Source organism: Paenibacillus sp. plas6 (assembly GCF_057221655.1).
Map to the genome: position 1 here is coordinate 2,888,178 of NZ_CM170151.1, position 18,587 is coordinate 2,906,764.

General features: G+C 38.5%; 14 protein-coding genes. 11 read left to right on the forward strand and 3 right to left on the reverse strand.

Annotation, left to right across the window (positions count from 1 at the left end; translation table 11 throughout):
• The first annotated feature begins 177 nt into the window (after positions 1-177).
• From AC2TDL_RS12920 to AC2TDL_RS12965, 10 genes are all read left to right on the forward strand, one after another.
• Positions 178-1,857: a type 2 periplasmic-binding domain-containing protein gene (locus tag AC2TDL_RS12920; RefSeq protein WP_484696503.1), complete on the forward strand. Its 1,680-nt coding sequence runs from the start codon at positions 178-180 to the stop codon at positions 1,855-1,857.
• A gap of 65 nt (positions 1,858-1,922) precedes the next feature.
• On the forward strand, positions 1,923-2,813 hold the full coding sequence (locus AC2TDL_RS12925) for an ABC transporter permease (protein ID WP_484696504.1): 891 nt from the start codon (positions 1,923-1,925) through the stop codon (positions 2,811-2,813).
• Between the two features lie 19 nt (positions 2,814-2,832).
• Positions 2,833-3,717, forward strand: coding sequence for a carbohydrate ABC transporter permease (locus AC2TDL_RS12930; RefSeq protein ID WP_484696505.1), 885 nt, complete (start codon positions 2,833-2,835; stop codon positions 3,715-3,717).
• Positions 3,718-3,748: 31 nt separating this feature from the next.
• Positions 3,749-6,199, forward strand: a complete 2,451-nt coding sequence (locus tag AC2TDL_RS12935) for a glycoside hydrolase family 31 protein (RefSeq protein WP_484696506.1) — start codon at positions 3,749-3,751, stop codon at positions 6,197-6,199.
• Between the two features lie 204 nt (positions 6,200-6,403).
• Entirely contained in the window at positions 6,404-7,111 is a 708-nt protein-coding gene (locus AC2TDL_RS12940) for a DNA alkylation repair protein (protein WP_484701175.1), read from the forward strand.
• Positions 7,112-7,129: 18 nt separating this feature from the next.
• Entirely contained in the window at positions 7,130-8,386 is a 1,257-nt protein-coding gene (locus AC2TDL_RS12945) for a mechanosensitive ion channel family protein (protein ID WP_484696507.1), read from the forward strand.
• Between the two features lie 116 nt (positions 8,387-8,502).
• Positions 8,503-10,419, forward strand: coding sequence for a DEAD/DEAH box helicase (locus AC2TDL_RS12950; RefSeq protein ID WP_484696508.1), 1,917 nt, complete (start codon positions 8,503-8,505; stop codon positions 10,417-10,419).
• 414 nt (positions 10,420-10,833) lie between these two features.
• Complete coding sequence (locus AC2TDL_RS12955; RefSeq protein ID WP_484696509.1) at positions 10,834-11,229, forward strand: hypothetical protein; 396 nt, start codon at positions 10,834-10,836, stop codon at positions 11,227-11,229.
• A complete protein-coding gene (locus tag AC2TDL_RS12960; RefSeq protein WP_484696510.1) occupies positions 11,198-11,539 on the forward strand; it encodes a glycosyltransferase in 342 nt (113 codons plus the stop codon). Before AC2TDL_RS12955 ends, AC2TDL_RS12960 begins: the two co-directional genes overlap by 32 nt.
• The gene (locus tag AC2TDL_RS12965) at positions 11,536-12,405 is read left to right on the forward strand and encodes an AAA family ATPase (RefSeq protein ID WP_484696511.1); all 870 of its coding nucleotides are present in this window, start codon (positions 11,536-11,538) and stop codon (positions 12,403-12,405) included. Before AC2TDL_RS12960 ends, AC2TDL_RS12965 begins: the two co-directional genes overlap by 4 nt.
• Before the next feature lie 601 nt (positions 12,406-13,006).
• Here AC2TDL_RS12965 and AC2TDL_RS12970 read toward each other — a convergent pair.
• On the reverse strand, positions 13,007-14,389 hold the full coding sequence (locus AC2TDL_RS12970; protein WP_484696512.1) for a hypothetical protein: 1,383 nt from the start codon (positions 14,387-14,389) through the stop codon (positions 13,007-13,009).
• Between the two features lie 144 nt (positions 14,390-14,533).
• On the opposite strand from AC2TDL_RS12970, the gene AC2TDL_RS12975 reads away from it, so the two are divergent.
• Positions 14,534-14,989 (forward strand): hypothetical protein, encoded by a 456-nt coding sequence (locus AC2TDL_RS12975; RefSeq protein WP_484696513.1) that lies wholly within the window; start codon positions 14,534-14,536, stop codon positions 14,987-14,989.
• Positions 14,990-15,069: 80 nt separating this feature from the next.
• Here AC2TDL_RS12975 and AC2TDL_RS12980 read toward each other — a convergent pair whose 3' ends face one another.
• Together AC2TDL_RS12980 and AC2TDL_RS12985 are read right to left on the reverse strand one after the other, a co-directional pair.
• Positions 15,070-16,686 carry a response regulator gene (locus tag AC2TDL_RS12980; protein WP_484696514.1) on the reverse strand — a complete coding sequence of 539 codons (1,617 nt, stop codon included), beginning with the start codon at positions 16,684-16,686 and terminating at the stop codon, positions 15,070-15,072.
• Complete coding sequence (locus AC2TDL_RS12985) at positions 16,683-18,515, reverse strand: sensor histidine kinase (RefSeq protein WP_484696515.1); 1,833 nt, start codon at positions 18,513-18,515, stop codon at positions 16,683-16,685. Before AC2TDL_RS12985 ends, AC2TDL_RS12980 begins: the two co-directional genes overlap by 4 nt.
• Positions 18,516-18,587: the final 72 nt, after the last annotated feature.

The window sequence follows — 18,587 nt, forward strand, 5'->3', positions numbered from 1 at the left end:
GATGGGAAGGTAGAAACATGTCTGAAAACAGGGTAGATAATTTTCAGACATGTTTCATTTTTTTATTGATTTCTCTACCTGATTGCATGATTTTTTCTAACGCGGCCAAGCATAGTTACCGTTTACAATAAAGTCGTACTTAGAAAACCGCTTTACAAATACGAAGGGGGAACAATTGTGAAGAAAAGTTTTAAAGTATTGGCATTAAGTGTAGCAGCAGCATTAACGGTTACTGCATGTGCAGATAACAACAGCAAAACTGCAACGAATGCTGGAAATAACCAAAGCAGTACGAATGCAGGAGTTGCTGTTACAGATCCATTTGCGAAGTACGATGAGCCAGTTGTCGTATCTATCGGCAGAGCAATCGACCCTAATTACAAGTATGAGGGGAATGATACCGCTGAGGACAACTTGTATACTCGTTGGTTAAAAGATGCTTACAACATTGTTATTAAGCATGAATGGGAAGCTTCCACAACTGATTATAATCAAAAGGTAAGCCTTGCTATCGGCAGTAATGATTTGCCTGATGCAATGCTTGTTGATGAAACACAGTTGCGTCAGATGGTTAAAGCTGATCAGCTTGCGGATTTAACAGAGGTATATGACAAGCATGCAACGGATCGCTTAAAACAAATTTATGACTCTAACCCAGGGTTGCTTGACAGCGTTACCTTTGACGGCAAATTATATGCGTTGCCAGAAACAACATTGCCTTCAGCACCATTGACTTGGATTCGTAAGGATTGGATGGATGAATTAGGTTTAGAAGAGCCTAAATCCATTGCAGATATTGAAAAGATAGCACAAGCATTTATTGATAATAAAATGGGCGGGCCGAATACGGTCGGTATTGTAGCTACGCAGCAAGGCGGATCATTGTATTCTACATTCCTAGCTTCTACGGACCATTTTATGAACTTATCTCCTGTTTTCTTTGCGCATAATGCCTATCCAGGAATTTGGACTAAGGATGCAAATGGAAACGCTGTATATGGTTCAACCACAGAAGAAACCAAACAAGCGCTAGCGACATTAAGAGATTGGTACAGCAAAGGAATTCTTGATAAAGAGCTTGGCTTAAGAAAAAGCTCACAGGAGCTGCTAACAAGCGGTCAAGCTGGGATTTTCTTTGGTCCTTGGTGGTCACCATATAACTTGATTGATGCGATTAAAAATGATGAAAAAGCGAACTGGAGACCATATGTGGCGCCATTAAATGACGAGGGTCAATTTAATTCTAACCAAGCTACTGGAAGTACTTATATTGTTGTGAAAAAGTCTTATAAACATCCAGAAGCAATTATTAAATTGCTAAATATTCACGTAAATGAAAAACCAGAAAGCTACAAAACAGCAGTAGGCAAAGAGATGACCTCTCAAGAAATTCCATTGTTCTTAGTTATGGGACATGGCGATCAGCTTGATTATGCAGTAAATACTACGCAAAAGGTGCTTAAAGGTGAGCTTAGCTTAGAGGAAGTTGATAAGCTGAACTATGGTTTCACATATGAGATTGCTTCACACGTAAAAGAGGTTAAAACAGAGCCATATGATAACTATGACATTCAATATTGGGATAAAGAATCAAACCCAGACTTTTTCCCTCACTTATATGCACATCTAAATGGTGGTTCTGCATTTGTTAATGCAGATATTCATTGGGTGAGAAGCTTGGTAACAGCGCAAACGAAAACAATGCAAAGCAAATGGGCTAACCTTAAAAAGCTCGAGGATGAAACGTTCTTAAAAATTATTATCGGCAGCGCTCCGCTTGAAGAGTTCGATACATTTGTAGAAAAGTGGTATCAGCAGGGCGGTAAAGAGATTACAGAAGAGGTTAATCAATTGTAAAGATTCAAAGTTAAGAGGAGCATATATGCTCCTCTTAATCTAACCTATTTCAAGGAGAAGTTAACATGCTGAATCGTAGTGCGTACAAACATTATTATTTGATGCTTCTACCAGGATTGTTATGGCTGTTCTTTTTTAACTTATTGCCGATGTATGGCATCCTAATGGCATTTAAAGACTTTAATCCAGGCTTAGGGGTATGGAAGTCTGAATGGATTGGGCTAGAAAATTTTAAGTATATGTTTCAGCTTGAAGACAGCTTGCAGGTGTTTAAAAATACGATTGTCATAGCCGTTTTAAAGATGATAGGAAATTTAATTACGCCATTAATTTTTGCACTTATGCTTAACGAAATTAAAAATAGACTGTTTACTCGTTCGGTACAAACGATTGTTTACTTACCACACTTTTTATCTTGGGTAATTGTCGCTGGCATTATGCTAGATATTTTCTCGTACAATGGACCAGTAAATCAATTATTAGCGATGTTCGGCACAGAACCTATTTTATTTTTTGCAAATGAAAAATTATTTCCATGGTTAGTTGTACTAAGTGATATTTGGAAAGAGTTTGGCTTTGCTGCAATTATCTTTTTTGCAGCGTTGACATCCATTAATCCAGAAATGTATGAAGCTGCAGCGATTGATGGTGCCTCCCAATTTAAAAGATTAACGCATATTACGTTGCCAAGTGTTCTTCCTGTAGCCATTCTTGTCGGAACACTTAGTCTAGGAAACATTTTGAACGCTGGCTTCGATCAAATATTTAACCTGTACAATCCTTCTGTATACTCTACTGGAGATATTATTGATACATGGGTGTATCGAGCAGGTTTGCTTGATATGCAATATGGTTTAGCAACAGCAGTCGGTTTGCTCAAATCTGTTGTTGGTCTAGTATTAATCTCGGTTTCTTATACGTTAGCATATCGTTTTGCCAATTATAGAATCTTCTAAAAGATAGGATGTGACAGCAATGGTAGAAGAACGTTCAGCAATATCCAAGTTTTTCAATGGATTAAATGTGTTTTTAATCATATGTATTACATTGCTTTGTATCATGCCTGTATGGTATACCTTGGTTATTTCTATAAGTGATAGAACAGTCGTTGCAGCAGGAGAGGTATTCTTTGTTCCTAAAAATTTAACCTTCGCTTCCTATCAGATTATTATTGAGGACAGTCAGTTTTTTAAATCTTTCTGGATATCGGTGAAGCGTGTAGTGTTTGCAACAATTATTACCTTTACGGTCGTGCTACTAATGGCATATCCGCTGTCGAAAAATACAAAGGATTTTAAACCAAGAAATGTATTTATGTGGCTATTAATTTTTTGTATGCTATTTAATGGCGGTATGGTTCCGTGGTATATGACAATGAAATCATTAGGTCTGACTAACAGCATTTGGGGGCTTGTGCTTGGCGGAGGCTTGCCGGTGTTCAATGTCATTCTTGTTATGAACTTTTTCCGAAATTTGCCTAAGGAGCTGGAAGAGTCAGCGCTAATTGATGGAGCGGGACCTTGGAGAATTTTATTTCAAATTTTTCTGCCGCTATCTACACCAGTATTAGCGACCATTCTTGTATTTACCATCGTTGGTCATTGGAATGAATTTTTCCAAGCGTTATTGCTGATGACGAAAAATGAAAATTATCCGCTGCAATCTTATATCCGTCAGTTCACCGCGAATGTTGACTTGACTAAGATTGATGCGGAATCGGCAAAACTTTTAACTACACTGAATAATCAAACCTTGAACGCGGCAAAAATTTTTATATCAATGGTGCCTTTGTTAGTCATCTACCCATTTTTTCAAAAATATTTTGTTAAAGGAATTACACTTGGTTCCGTAAAAGGATAGTACTATTAGGAAAGAGATAGGAGATATATCGATGAAAACAAGCGAAAGTATTCACCCAGATCTTAAGCAAGCCGATACGTTGATAGAAAAAAGCTGGAGTGTAGGGGCTATTCGATCTGTAGGCTATAATCCAGAGGCTGGAGCATATGTATTTAAAGCTGAGCATGCCTCGCTTCTTATCCAGCCTGTAAATGATTATATTGTTCGGGTTAAATTGTTACTCCATCATGAGCTTGATATGAGTACAACTATCGCTGTTCAAAAAGACGTATTTACTAGCGTACCAACAGAGCTGACGGAAACGGAGCAAACCTATCAATTAACGTTGCCAGCACTATCGGTTGTACTGTATAAAGCAACTGCACAGATTGATTTTTATGCGAAAGACGGAACGCTAGTCTCTCGTCAGGAAGAACTTTATAGTCAAAGCAGAGGAGAGTATATATGCAAGAAGCATATGGATCCATCTTCCCATATTTATGGCTTAGGTGAAAAAACGAGCTTCTTAGATAAAATTGGCGAGAAATATGATATGTGGAATTCAGATGTTTATGATCCGCATGTTCCAGAAATTGAAGCACTGTATGTGTCGATCCCGTTTCTTATTCATTTTCAATATGATAAGCCGACATATGGCATCTTTTTAGATAATCCTGGTCGTTCAGCCTTTGATATGCGTTCGTATAAGGATGCTTATACCTTCCAAGTAAACTCAGGCACAATTGACTATTACTTTATTTTAGGTCCTAGCCTTAAAGAGGTTGTACAGCGCTACAGTCAGCTTACAGGAAAAATGGATCTGCCTCCTGCTTGGGCAATTGGTTATCATCAATCAAGATATAGCTATATGACTCAAGAGGAAGTGCTTTCTTTAGCAAAAACATTTAAAGAAAAAAATATCCCTTGTGATGTTATCCATCTCGATATTCATTATATGGATGAATATCGTGTATTTACCTTCGATCCTGTACGTTTTCCTAATCCGCGAAAAATGGTTGAGGAATTAAAGGAAATGGGCATTCGTATCGTGCCAATTGTCGATCCAGGTGTAAAGAAAGATCCTGAGTATCAGCAGTATAGGGAAGGCATTCAACGGAATTACTTTTGTAAAAAAATCGAAGGAGATTTATTTATTGGCGATGTTTGGCCTGGAGCGAGTGCATTTCCTGACTTTACAGAGGAGGAGGTACGTCAATGGTGGGGAGAGCAGCATTCTTTCTATACGGATCTAGGGATTCATGGCATATGGAATGATATGAACGAACCAGCGGTGTTTAATGCAACGAAGACGATGGATCTCGATGTTGTTCATCGTAATGACGGCAATCCAAAAACGCATCGTGAGCTGCATAATCTTTACGGTATGCTAATGTCGATGGCCACTCAGCAGGGATTGAAGAAAGAGCTTAATGGAGAACGTCCATTTGTTTTAACAAGAGCAGGCTATGCAGGTGTTCAAAAGTATGCCGCTACTTGGACAGGGGATAACCGCAGCTTCTGGGAGCATCTTGCGATGTCCATTCCAATGGTATTGAACCTAGGTTTGTCAGGACAGCCGTTTGCTGGTCCGGATATTGGCGGATTTGCTCACCATACATCACCTGAGCTGCTGGCAAGATGGACACAAGCAGGAGTATTCTTCCCATATTGCCGTAATCATAGTGTGATTGAATCAATTCGTCAAGAGCCTTGGGTTTTTGGCGAAACGATTGAAGAGATATGTAGAAAATATATTCGTTTGCGTTATCGTTTAATGCCATATTTATACACTCAGTTTTATCATGCGCATAAGGCTGGCCTTCCAATTATGCGGCCATTGATTATGGAATATCCAGATGATCGCAAGGTGTATAACTTATGTGATCAATTTTTAGTAGGCTCTGATTTGCTTGTGGCGCCTATTCTCCGACCAGGCACTGAAACACGCTCGGTGTACTTGCCTGAAGGAGATTGGATTGATTATTGGAGCGGTGAACGATATAAAGGCGGTCAATATATTTTAGCTTATGCTCCGCTAGATACATTGCCGCTATATGTTCGAGCAGGTGCAGTAATCCCTGAGTTGTTGGATAATGCGTGGAAACCGGTCTTAAATGAGAAAGCAGATATTTCCCTCGTTGTATACGCTGCAAGTGAAGGAAGTATTGTTACGAGTGAATGGTATGAAGACGATGCACGCACATACGATTATGAAAAAGGAATCTATAATTTACTTGAGACTAAAGCAAGCTTCTATGCAGATCATGTTGTGCTTAGCTGTTCTTACAGCACAAAAAATATGCTAATGCAGCGCAATCAGCTGCAAATAACCGTTAAACATTTGGCATATCAACCAACAACAGTGCAAGTTCAAAATTCCGAGCGTACTGTCCGATTAGAGGAAGCAGGCGGAAGCTGGTCATATGATGCAGAATTGCAACAACTTACGCTTAACCTTCCTAATACATTTGATCAAGTAGAGCTAGTTGTTGGAGCTAAATAACCGGGTTATCTGTGAAAATAGATATTTGTCAAAGGGCATTGCGAGCAGTGGATTATCCAGCTGCTCGTAAATGTCTTTTTTTATTTGAAAATAGTTATCCTTATATACTTTAATCCTTATTTAAGAAGGATATGTTAATATATAAGCGACCAGTTTAAATAATGTTTATAACAAGAAGGATTAAAAGGAGCTGGAACAATGACAATAGATGCACAAACGGTCATACAGGAGCTTGCAGCTTTAGGCAAAGAAAGACTTAAAAAAATGTATATGTCCAACGGTGCACATGAACCGTTGTTTGGTGTAGCGACAGGGGAAATGAAGCCGTTATTTCGTAAAATAAAGATTAATCATGAGCTTGCAGAGGAATTATATAGCAGCGGCAACTATGATGTCATGTATTTTGCAGGCATGATTGCCGATCCGAAGCAAATGACTGCTGAAGACTTTGAACGCTGGATAGATGGAGCTTATTTTTATATGCTGTCTGATTTTGTAGTCGCAGTGACACTGTCAGAAAGTCCGATTGCCCAAGAGGTGGCTGATAAATGGATAGCTAGTGGAGAGGAATTACGCATGTCTGCTGGCTGGAGCTGTTATTGTTGGATGCTCGGCAACCGTTCAGATCATCAATTTTCCGAGGAGAAAATTTCACAAATGCTGGATTACGTGGCGCAACATATTCATACTGCACCGCTGCGTACAAAATCTTCAATGAACAACTTTATTTATACTGTAGCAATTTCTTATTTGCCGCTGCATGAAAAAGCGATAGAAATAGCTAAAGCCGTTGGTCCAGTCGAATTTACAGCAAATAATGGCAAAGTGAAGTATCTCAATGCGCTAGAGAATATTGAGAAATTTATGAAGCGTGGGAAAATTGGATTTAAACGCAAATATGTGAGATGTTAAAGGGGAAAGGAGCAGGATATGGGCATTATAGAGAAATTTCTCTCTGATTTTATCAAAGATGAAACATTAATCACGAATTTAGCGACTGTTATTATGGCGGTGGTCATTGCCTTAGTATGTATTGTCGCTAATTTTATTACGAAAAAGGTTTTACTAAAGTTGATCACTTTTTTCATTAAAAATAATAAATTTCATTGGGATGACTATTTACTAGAGCGCAAAGTATTTCATAAGCTGTCACATCTCGTCCCTGCTATCATTATTTTTTATTCAGCAGCGTTGTTTCCGCATATCTCATTTTTTATTTTAAAAGCGGTAAATGTGTATGTACTCGTTGTCGTTTTGCTTGCGCTTAGCGCATTTCTTGATGCAGTCAATGATATTTACTTGAACTTTGAAATATCAAAAGCTAAACCAATCAAAGGCTATATTCAAGTTGCGAAAATCGTGCTGTTTTTCCTTGGCGGCATTTTATTTATATCAGGGATGTTTGGCGTTAGTCCATTAATTTTATTAAGCGGACTAGGGGCATTATCGGCTGTAACGATGCTTGTGTTCAAAGATTCCATTCTCGGTCTAGTCGCTGGCGTGCAGTTAACAACGAATGATATGGTGCGAGTAGGCGATTGGATTGAAATGCCTAAGTATGGCGCAGATGGTGAAGTGATTGATATTTCGCTTAATACGGTAAAGGTGCAAAACTGGGATAAAACGATAACGACGATTCCAACCTATACGTTAATCTCAGACTCATTTAAAAACTGGCGCGGGATGCAAAGCTCAGGTGGGCGCCGTATTAAGCGCTCTGTGCGAATCGATACGAGCAGTATTGTGATCTGTGATAGAGAAATGCTTGAGCGATTCAAAAAAATTCATCATCTTAAAGCATACATTGAGCAAAAGGAGCGAGAAATTGAAGCTTACAACAGGGAGAATCAAATTGATCGCTCCATTAAAGTAAATGGTCGAGCACTTACGAATATCGGGATATTTAGAGCGTATATCCAGCGATATTTAGAGGGGCATCCGAGTATTCATAAAGGGATGACTTGCATGGTGCGTCAACTTCAACCAGAGGAAACAGGTTTGCCGCTAGAAATCTATGCCTTTGTCAATGATACGACATGGGCTACTTATGAGGGCGTTCAATCTGATATTTTTGATCATATCCTTGCTGTTGCCCCAGAGTTTGGTCTGCGTGTATACCAAAGTCCAACTGGTCATGATTTGAAATACAGTCTATATCAAGAAAAGCTTTCTACAGAAGTGGAATAGAGTTTGAAATAAAAAAGGAATCTCTTAGCTGTTAAGAGTTTCCTTTTTTATATTTTATGATTTTGGATCTATCTAATATAATGAGTATAGGTACATTATACTAGGAGAGATAACTTATGGCATATATGGTTCCAGAATCTATTCCCAGAAAGGCAAGCTCAGGCGAGCGTATTTTATTTACTAGCTTGAGAGATCATTTGCCTAGTGATTATATCGTTTATTATGAACCAGAAATTCGTAACTATAGACCGGATTTTGTAATCATTGGACCTGATTTAGGAATTGTAGTATTAGAAGTTAAGGACTATACCAAAAGTACAATCTATCAAGTAAATCACGACGAATGGATCATTCGTGAAACATCAGGTTCTGGACAAATTCATCGGCTGAAAAGTCCTTTGAAACAAGCCCGTGATTATGCACGAATTATTGAAGACCATTTAAGAAAAGATAAAAACTTAGTTCGTGAAGGCGGTTCGCATTTAAAATTTCCATATGGTTATGGGACAGTATTTACTCGGTTGCGACAAGAGGATTTTTTGAAGCTTGGGCTATATCAGGTCATTGAGCCGCAATTTGTACTTTGCAGAGATGAAATTGACCCCGATGAGGACGGATTTTCAGAGGAAATTTTAATAGAAAAAATTCAAAGTATGTTTACAGTGCCGCGTTATCGACGGACTTTGCTATCCGATCAAGATATACAGGCGATTCGATTTCATTTATTTCCTGAGGTGCGAATTGGCGCAGATTATCAGCTTCCTATTGAGCATCAAGATCAATTGCTGCTTTCCTTGCACAATATTCGTACGATGGATATCCATCAAGAAAATCTGGCAAAGCAAATCGGTGATCGCCATAGGCTGATTCGCGGCGTTGCTGGCAGCGGCAAAACATTAGTACTAGCGACTAGAGCTAAGCTATTAGTAAAGCAGCATCCAGAATGGAAAATACTAGTGTTATGCTATGGAATTCCGCTTTCCCGCAGTTTAAAGCAAATGATCGAACATAAATTAAAAGAGCCCGACGATTTATTTGATTTTATCAATAGCCAGGATGACAATCTTAAACATAGCAACATAGAGGTATATAACTTTCATGAATGGCTTAGAAACTGCTTAAAAATGAAAGATACAGATATTCCGACATTGCTAGAGAAAATAGAAAAGAATGAAGCAATTGTTCCTAAATACGATGCGATATTGATAGATGAAGGACAGGATTTTGAATCGGAATGGCTTAAACTGCTTAGTCATTGCTTAAATCCAGAAACTCAATCATTGCTCCTAGTAGAAGATCGAGCGCAAATGATCTTTAAGCGCAAATCAAGTCTTATACAGGATGTCGGGCTTGATTTCCGCGGCAGATCAAAAATTTTATCGATCAATTATCGTAATACTGCGCAAATAGTGAAGTTTGCCTGGGATTTTTACCAACAGTTTTCACAGCTGAAAAATAAGGTGCGAGAAGCGACAATCGATGGAGTAGAAATTATTCCGCCACAAGCGACGAAGCGTAAAGGACCCGAACCGATTATTCGTGCGTGCAGTGGAATTCAAGAAGAGATCGATTTTGTCTCTAAATCGATTATATTTTTGCATAAGGAAAAAGGGATACCACTAGAGGATATTGCAATATTGTATCGTGTAAAAAATACGCATGCAATTTCCTATATTGATGAGATTAAATATGGATTAGAGCAGCATCATTTGCCGTACACATGGATTACTGAAAACCATGAAACTAAGCGTAATTTTATCCGAGACGAAAAAAAAGTAAAAATTTCAACAATTGATAGTGCAAAGGGAATGGATTTTCAAGCTGTTTTTATCGTAAACATTGAAAATATGCCATTTAAGCTTGAAGAAGCAGAGGAACGAGAGGTTTCATTGTTTTATATCGCGATGACAAGATCAATAGAATGGTTATTCCTAACTTATAGCGGGGAATCCAAATTTACAAATTATCTTGCTCAAGTTGTCGAGCAAAGAAAATCAAGTAACTCCAATCGTACAATAGAGCTTGGAGGTTAACCTGAGTTACTTTCAAGGGCGTACTGAAGGTCACTTGGCTCTCCAAAATAAGCGATTAGCTCAAGAGATTATTCGTATCTACCTTGAACAGGATGGGATCTATGGCGCTCCGAAAATCCGTCAAAACTAATGAACTTAAATGTACCCTTTTCAGGTAAGTGAAAAACGTGTTTCCGATGCTTCTGATGACGTGAATTTACAGTTGATAAGCACAGTTCATCATGACTGGTGGAGTAAAAAGAAGGGAGGGCGCAGATAACTGATGAGGTATCAAGAAGTTTCGGTTCTCTCTCCTCTTCGAATGCCTCTTGGAGCGGAGGAGGAACAGACTTGCCGTTTTTCATTCAAAAGTATGGGTGATGGGATGAAGTGTGAATTTCTCGCAGCAAGTATCCAGTCGACTACTTTATTCCATTGGATGCAGAGCGTGGTTTTGGAGGTACGGAAATCTCTGTTGTCCGTTACAGCAAGGCGCTTACCGAAATGGGGCATGATGTTTGGGTGTTTAGCAAAAACACGCGTCCAGGTCGATATGATGGGGTACAATGGCGTCTCGTGGACGAAGTTGACCAAATGATGAATGCTGATGTAACAATTTATTTTAAACGTGTTCCTGAGTTTTTCGAAGTTCCAGCACCATTGCGTGCGGTGGTATTGATGGATCGATCTATTCCAGAGCATCTTGGTGAGTGGCTGAAAAGTGGGAAGATCAATATGATTATGCCGACTTCTAAATGGCAGTATGAGTGTGCGAGAGCTACCGTAGAAGCGCCAGACAATGTTTGGTTTCAGACAGGGCACATACGATGATTCGTTTTGCCTAGTTGCATTAGAAGCAGCAGCTGCCGGAGCTGTGGTGATCACTAGTGAACGAGCAGCTCTTAAGGAACGGGTCATCGACGGTGTAACCGGATATCTTATATCAGGCGACCCTAATTCGCCAGAATATCGAAAAGATTTTATAGAAAAAACTGTAGAGGTACTTCGTAATGACGAATTGCGCCGCAAGATGGCTCAAGAAGGGCGTCGTCTGGCAGCCGAGTATGACATAAAGTATTTAGCGATGCAATGGGTTAAACGCTTTAATCAATTTATTAATTCTCAGGAGGGATCAGTTTGAAGAAGAAAAAATGCATTATGATCCAAGGAACACGGGCAGGGATCGGGAAAAGTTTGATTACACTTGGGGTGGCCCGACTTCTAGCGAACAATGGTTACAATACACAAGTTTTCAAGGCGCAAGCGATGGAAGACAAGATGTACCGAGTGCCGACAGGGGGCTTTATACCTCCAAGCATGGCGTGTGCAGCGCAAGGCACTGGCCATGAGGCGGAACAACGACATGTGCCAATCTACTTGAAACCAGTCTCAGAACAAGCAGTAGCTGTAGATAATTTCTCGATAAATCAGGAATATGAAGTGTATGTAATGGGTGAGTTCCAAGGCGTGATGTTGCTCAGTGAATATTTGAAGCGATGTCATGAATATTATCCTGTAGTGACTGAGAACTTGAACTCGCTACAGGAAGAGTCTGACGCTTTAGTAATCGAAGGAGCAGGCTGTCCGGTTGAACTCACCCCACTAGGGGATGGATTGGCCAACGCTTTTATAGCTGAAAAGTGCGATGCAGAAGTTTGGTTAGTGTCTGACCTAATTTTGGGAGGTGCATTTGCAGCTGCGCTAGGTACGTTGCAATTGTTGGATTCGAAGGAAAAAGAACGGATTAAAGGAGTAATATTCAACAAAGCGCTTAAAGCTTCCGATGTGGACTTTCTCAAGCCAAGCGTGGCAAGATTCGAGGAGTTGACCGGAGTTCCTAGCATCGCGGTATTGCCTTTAATGGATGACACGGAACATGTTAACAAAGTCTTGAAATTCAATCGAGAAATTTTAAATGGCGAATGGTTATGGAATGACACATACGATTACTGGACTGAGCATTTGGCAAATTATTTAGCACCAAAATTTATGAATTACTTAAAATAATACTCCCAATGCAACTTTTCGATTGTAAAGAGCTTCAATGGAGAATGAAACATATCGATCATTTAACCATAACACCTACGATCCCGTCAATGTTGCCTCATATTTGATGCTTTCTTGGAGAGTACCTTTCAAATGAGACAAGCTTCCGGCATTCGTATCGGGATTATTGCTAGACAATCTAAACAGGAAGCCTGGGGAGCTGCAAGAAAAGCTTACTCCCTAGAGAGGAGTAGTCTTATTAAGACCAAATTCAAGACTAACTCCGAGTCGAAATGGATACGTAATTTGGCAAGATTGGCTTTAGTGGTCTCCATCTCTTACCTAGGATAGTATATTTCTAACGGATTCATATAAAGATTTTGTCATTACGAAGCACAACACGTTCCGTTAGGACGAGTATGTGCTTCGTTGATTTTTCTCATTAAAGAGACATAGTATGCCTATTCGGAGATAGATGATGCGAATTTGACCTCTATCCAAAATGTATTTACATTACAGCGTGAGCATCTCGTCATGCAGTGCGTTTAATTATCTTCTATTAATACGTATAAACGAAAAAGGACAAGAATAAATCTTGTCCCTGTTATGCCCGCAAAATAAATTAAGGTACTATTTTAAGAGTACTTGCATGAGTTGCAGTGCTCGTTGTGAAGTATTCTCCTACAAAAATGTTTTGGTAATATCTCGTATAAGAATATCTAATTTTTGCACTTGCTCCTTGAGTTACATTAAAACTAGAAGTCACATTTCCACTATAAGTGTAAGAACTTTGTACTCCTAGTCCATTTTCTTGTCTGTAAATTGGTAAAGCACCGCTACTAGTATTTGCATCGGTAACTGAAGGTGAAAACCCGAAGTTTTTCTTCAATACCCAGCTCGTAATATGTGTATTGTGTGGGCTGCTGCCAGTAGCCTTCTTTCGATATGATAAAGTGGTACTGCTCAAAGGTATTGAAAAATTGAGAGACTGATAACCATAAGTGGAGCCAAAGTAAAAAGGAATACTTACATCTAGGGAGGTACTACTATTAGCTGGTAAAGCAGCTCCTCCTACTGCATATAATAAATCATCAGCACTTATAATTTCTACAGTAAAGGTTTCTGGTGCGACATCGATGACTTTATATGGTGAAGAGGTAATAGACTGAATATAATTTGTTGCATTGTTTGTATAGGAGTTTGCTTTAGCATAGTGAGTTGTTATTGATTGATTTCTTAGTTCTTTTGTAGAGTAGAAGCTTATTGCTGCTAGATTACCATAAGTTGAAGTAGCATAATCTGTTCCTTGATATACGACTCTTGCATCAACAGCAGTAGATTGAATTAAATTATTTGAAGTATTGAAATTATCATTATTAGTTTCTTTCACCTTATTTGCTTCTTTTTCATTTCTAAAAATTTGAAATGCTTCTTGAATCACTGTACTGTCTTTATCTCCAAAATAGAAAAACGAAGGTGTACGCCCATTTCCTCCGCTACCAATTGTTACTGAAAATAACGATTCTGCGGTGCTTGGTGAGTAATGCAGTCCAACATCAATTACATTTTGATCTTGTTCCTCAGCCGTGTCAGACTCACCTAAATATCCGTGTAAACCACCTATATACACTAAATGATTTTCATTAGTTGTAATTTTATGGAGATTGCCAGTCACAACTGTTTGATATTTATTCTTATTTGTATCAATAGTAATAATTGCATCTACTGATAAGGTACCATCATTGTTTTCATGTGTCTTCGTAAATTTAAAATTAACACTAGATGTATGTGTTAATTTTGCTTTTTCCAGTTCCAGTGCAGCATTATTTATACTGTAAGTAGCAGTTTGCTGTAATTTACTTTGTGCGACTTGAGATTCGGCTAACTCAATTTGTGTAGCAGAAATATTTAGAAGTTGAGTGATAGCATCTTGAGGCGTTACTTTACTTTCATTTGATGACACGCTTGTTGCAAATGTTGCAAATAAGCAAATTACTAGCATCAAAGATAAAAATTTCCTTTTTAATTTAATCACACTCCTAATATTGAATATTTCCATGTAGTATAGTACCATAAAAATGCTATTATGTAAAATATAGGAGGTGTTAACATTAGAAAATTACTATACTATATTATAACTTTTGTAATATTGCTTGCTGGCTTAACTGCTTGTCAGAGTAAAGAAGCTACTCAGGACGCTAATATTGAACAGTTAAAGTATAACGGTATTGCGCTTTATCAGAACAATGAAGATCATATTCAAACTCAATTTTTAAGAAGTATTAATGATGTCAATAGCTTTATTGCTGTTTTTAATGAAATCAAAAAACAGCCAGCTGATATTAAAAAGTTTGAGCAGAAGGATTGGGACTATGTAATTGAATTAGGAGAAAAAGTAACTTCAGTTAATCATAATACTGAACCATACTTTGAAAAAGACACCTCTAGATTAGTTATTCTTATACAGGGAAACTACATTCTAATGGGTACTAATTTATACTCTACCAAGGAGAACATTGTTTCTAAAATGGATGATTTGTTTCAAGAATACATTGAAGTCAATAAGCTATATGGCTTTGAACCTATTGAATGGAAGAAGTATTAGTTGAGAGTCAAAGTAAACGGTCATTGTGAAGAAGCATTTTTCTTGTTCTCGTAGCGACCTGTGTAAGCTAAGCAAGCAGCTCATAAAAGCTGCTTGCGATATTGATTGGGCGAAAGCCCTAATTTTTTTTTGAAAACCTTGCTCAAATATTTCTCATCTCTATAACCGACCAGCTCTGCAATATCTACGATTTTTAGTTGCGGATTACCAAGCAGCAGCATTGCTTTTTCAATGCGAATCCGTTCAATATAATCTGACAAGTTTTCGTTCATTTCTTGTTTAAAACGCCGTGAAATATATTCTCTGCTTAGAAAGAAGCGCTCTGAAATATGCTGCAGCGTAATTTCTAACTGATAGTTTTTCTCTATATAATCCACGATCTCGTAGATAACATTGCTCTCACGCTGCTTAGCTGCCTTTAATTGCTCCGCCAGCCTCCACAAATCCTGCTCCAGTGCGGCTTGTAATTGCTCGAAGGAGAGTTTTCCTTGTTCATCGACGGGAACCTGCAAAGGGAAGGTCTGTCCAGATTCACCGCTAAACTCTGCTCCATCGCTTTCCAGCAGCTCATGATAGCATCTTGCTTTAAACAGCGTATATTCATGATGCCAAAGCTCCAACTGCTCAATCGATATACTTTTCAGCGTGCGAATCGCTCCGATCCATTTACTAACCGCTTGGCTAATAATATGCTGCTGTGCACATTGCAGGGCTGTTTTAATTTCCGTTTCAAAACGGCTAAACGGAAGCGGGACAAGCGGCAGGATGTCCAGCTCATCATAGCAATATATATTGCCAGCAGATTGCAGCAAATTGCGCTGTTTTAAGATGGAATGCGCCTCTTGATAGCTTTCCTTTAACCCTTGCGGAAAGCTTTTAACTCCACCAATGCCAATTTCCATTCTGCTGCCTAAGATCATTGCAATCCCTTCATTAATTTGCTTCATCGTTTGTAAAAAGCGCTCTTTGCTTAACCAAGAGACAATCAGTAATTCATGTTGACTGTTCCAATAGCGGAAGGCGTAGCCGGAATGCTCGTGCTGCAAAAACTCATTTACGATATTACCTAATAAAAAGAATAGTAAATCAAAATTGCTAGTAAATTTTTTTTGAATAAATAACGGCAGCAGTTCCGTGCTAATGATCGCAATTTGCGCTTGTTTTGGTCTTTCCTTCATTTTAAAGTCGGTCTCAAATTGCTCGGCAATCGATGCATACGAAATTTCCTCATGAACGAGATTGGAAAACACTTTATCCCAATACACAGGCTTCAACTGATTAATCTCTTTCGTACGACTAAACTGCATCGAACGCTCCTCTTGCTCTTTCTTCCAATTAACGATCGCTTTATGCAAAGCTTGATTCAGCTCTTCTTCATCAATTGGTTTAAGAATATAGTCGCTGCCGCCATATTTCATCGCATGTTTCACATATTCAAAGTCATCATGACCGCTAATAACAATCGTTTTGCCTTGCGGATAGTACTCACTAATCCAGCGGAGCAGCTCCACGCCATTTTTTATCGGCATATACATATCTGTTAAAATGATTTCCGGCTTATGCTGTTCGATAATCGCAATAGCAGATTCTCCCTCAGGCGCCTCTAGCCACTCAGTAATTCCAAACTGTTCTTTATCGATCAGAAGTTGAATACTTTCGCGCACATGCTTTTCATCGTCGACAATTAATATTTTCATGACAAATCTGCTCCTTCCTCTAGTTGAATCAGTAAAGTAACTTGCAGACCGTGTGGTTGTTGTGGACTTAGCTGAATTGCTGCACGTTCATCGAAAAATAAACGAAGTCTGGCAAGAACATTGGTTAAGCCGATATGCTCTGTTTGTTGAAGCAATGCAGAAAATTGATGACCTTTGCTATTCAAAAGCTTTTGTAACTGCTGCAAACGCTGCGGCTCAATGCCCGTTCCATTATCCGTTACTTCGATACATAGCATGTTTGCTTGCTTAAAATAGCAGGAAATCTGTAATTGACCAAGACTCTCTCTAGTTTGGAAGCCATGTTTAAAATAGTTTTCAACAATCGGCTGCAAAATCATTTTCGGCATATGAATGTCCTTACAAGCTGGTTCCAGCTCTATGGAATATTGCAATTGTTGCTCACCAAAGCGCTGTTGCTGAAGATTTAAATAATTTTTTACGTAATCGACTTCTGCCGAAAGTGGAACACTTGTCAAATTCGTATTCATCTGATAGCGCATCATTTTGCCTAGTGATGAGATTAACGTATAAATTTTTTTATCTCCTTGCTGCAAAGCAAGTGTCCCAATAGATTGTAAAGCATTATTAAGGAAGTGCGGATTTATTTGAGCTTGCAACGCCTTTAGCTCATTTGTTTTATTGGCAAGCTCTAAGCGATACTCTCGCATAATCAAGCTATTTAATCGTTGAATAAGCTGCTGAAAACGTTTGGCAAGTATACCTAATTCATCGGTTCGTTTCATCTTTAGTTCAGCGTTCATATTACCAAGCTCGACCTTATTAATATAGCGAAGCAATTGCTTAATTGGATTAGTAAAGCGCAATGATATAATGACTGTAGCAATAACTGCAATAATAAGAAACAAAAGCAGTACGATACTATTAATGAACGTAAGTTCTCTCGCATTGCGATAAAGATAGTCATAAGGAATTCGTTTTACAATTGTCCAATCTAACCAACCATGCTGCAGATGCTCGTACAGATAGATACCATTAAATTGTTTATCCTTATAATGGTAACTTCCAGCGATGTCTGTACTTTGCCTAATATGCTGCAGCCAAGGGTAATTTTCCTCAAGTGCTAATCCGTCCTCTGATGAGAAAATCAGCTCATTTTGCCCATTAAATATATACAATTCCTCATAAGGTGCAGAATACACCTCTTCACTAATTGCACGTATTGCGTCAAGCTTAATATCTACCGAAAGGGTTCCCAATGTCTCAAATGATGGTGCATCGTTAATATAACGATGGATAGTAATCACATCTTGCTCGATATGAAAAGGAAACTTAGGCTTTGCAATGCCATATTGATGGCTCTTATGGATCGGCTCGACAATAATGTGATGCTCGATTTTATTGTTATCATCTTGACCGAGCGGTGGTTGATAGGATTGACCTTCTACATTTCGCAGCAAACGATTAGCGTAGCGATAAGAAATATTGGTGACGGAGGAATATAAGTAAATTTGCTCAATTTCTTTCGCTGTATTGGACATAACCTGCATCATTCTGAATAATTCACGATCGGTCAAGTAACTGCTGTCATTATTTTTAATAAGTTGATGCAAACTGTTAGGATCATCTATGCCGGAATAGATTTGCAAGGTTGCTTCATTTAATCGTTCCATGTAGTCAATAATGCTTATTGCACTTAAATGAATAAGATTAGAGTTTTCCTGAATATATTGATCCTTCATTGACGCTTTCGTGTAATAGTAAGTAATCACGATTGACAATGAGATGGGAATAATAATTGAAATTAAGAGAAATACAATGAGTTTATTGCGAATGCTGCCTTTTAGCATAGAATTCACCTTCTTCATTGCCTAGTTTCTAAAGCGTTTTCAGTATAACAATAGACATCAATAATTTCCACC

Excerpts from the sequence above, each read along its gene's own strand:
- AC2TDL_RS12925 (WP_484696504.1), top strand. The coding sequence starts at position 1,923 with ATGCTGAATCGTAGTGCGTACAAACATTATTATTTGATGCTTCTACCA.
- AC2TDL_RS12930 (WP_484696505.1), top strand. The coding sequence starts at position 2,833 with ATGGTAGAAGAACGTTCAGCAATATCCAAGTTTTTCAATGGATTAAAT.
- AC2TDL_RS12935 (WP_484696506.1), top strand. The coding sequence starts at position 3,749 with ATGAAAACAAGCGAAAGTATTCACCCAGATCTTAAGCAAGCCGATACG.
- AC2TDL_RS12945 (WP_484696507.1), top strand. The coding sequence starts at position 7,130 with ATGGGCATTATAGAGAAATTTCTCTCTGATTTTATCAAAGATGAAACA.
- AC2TDL_RS12950 (WP_484696508.1), top strand. The coding sequence starts at position 8,503 with ATGGCATATATGGTTCCAGAATCTATTCCCAGAAAGGCAAGCTCAGGC.
- AC2TDL_RS12960 (WP_484696510.1), top strand. The coding sequence starts at position 11,198 with ATGTTTGGTTTCAGACAGGGCACATACGATGATTCGTTTTGCCTAGTT.
- AC2TDL_RS12980 (WP_484696514.1), bottom strand. The coding sequence starts at position 16,686 with ATGAAAATATTAATTGTCGACGATGAAAAGCATGTGCGCGAAAGTATT.
- AC2TDL_RS12985 (WP_484696515.1), bottom strand. The coding sequence starts at position 18,515 with ATGCTAAAAGGCAGCATTCGCAATAAACTCATTGTATTTCTCTTAATT.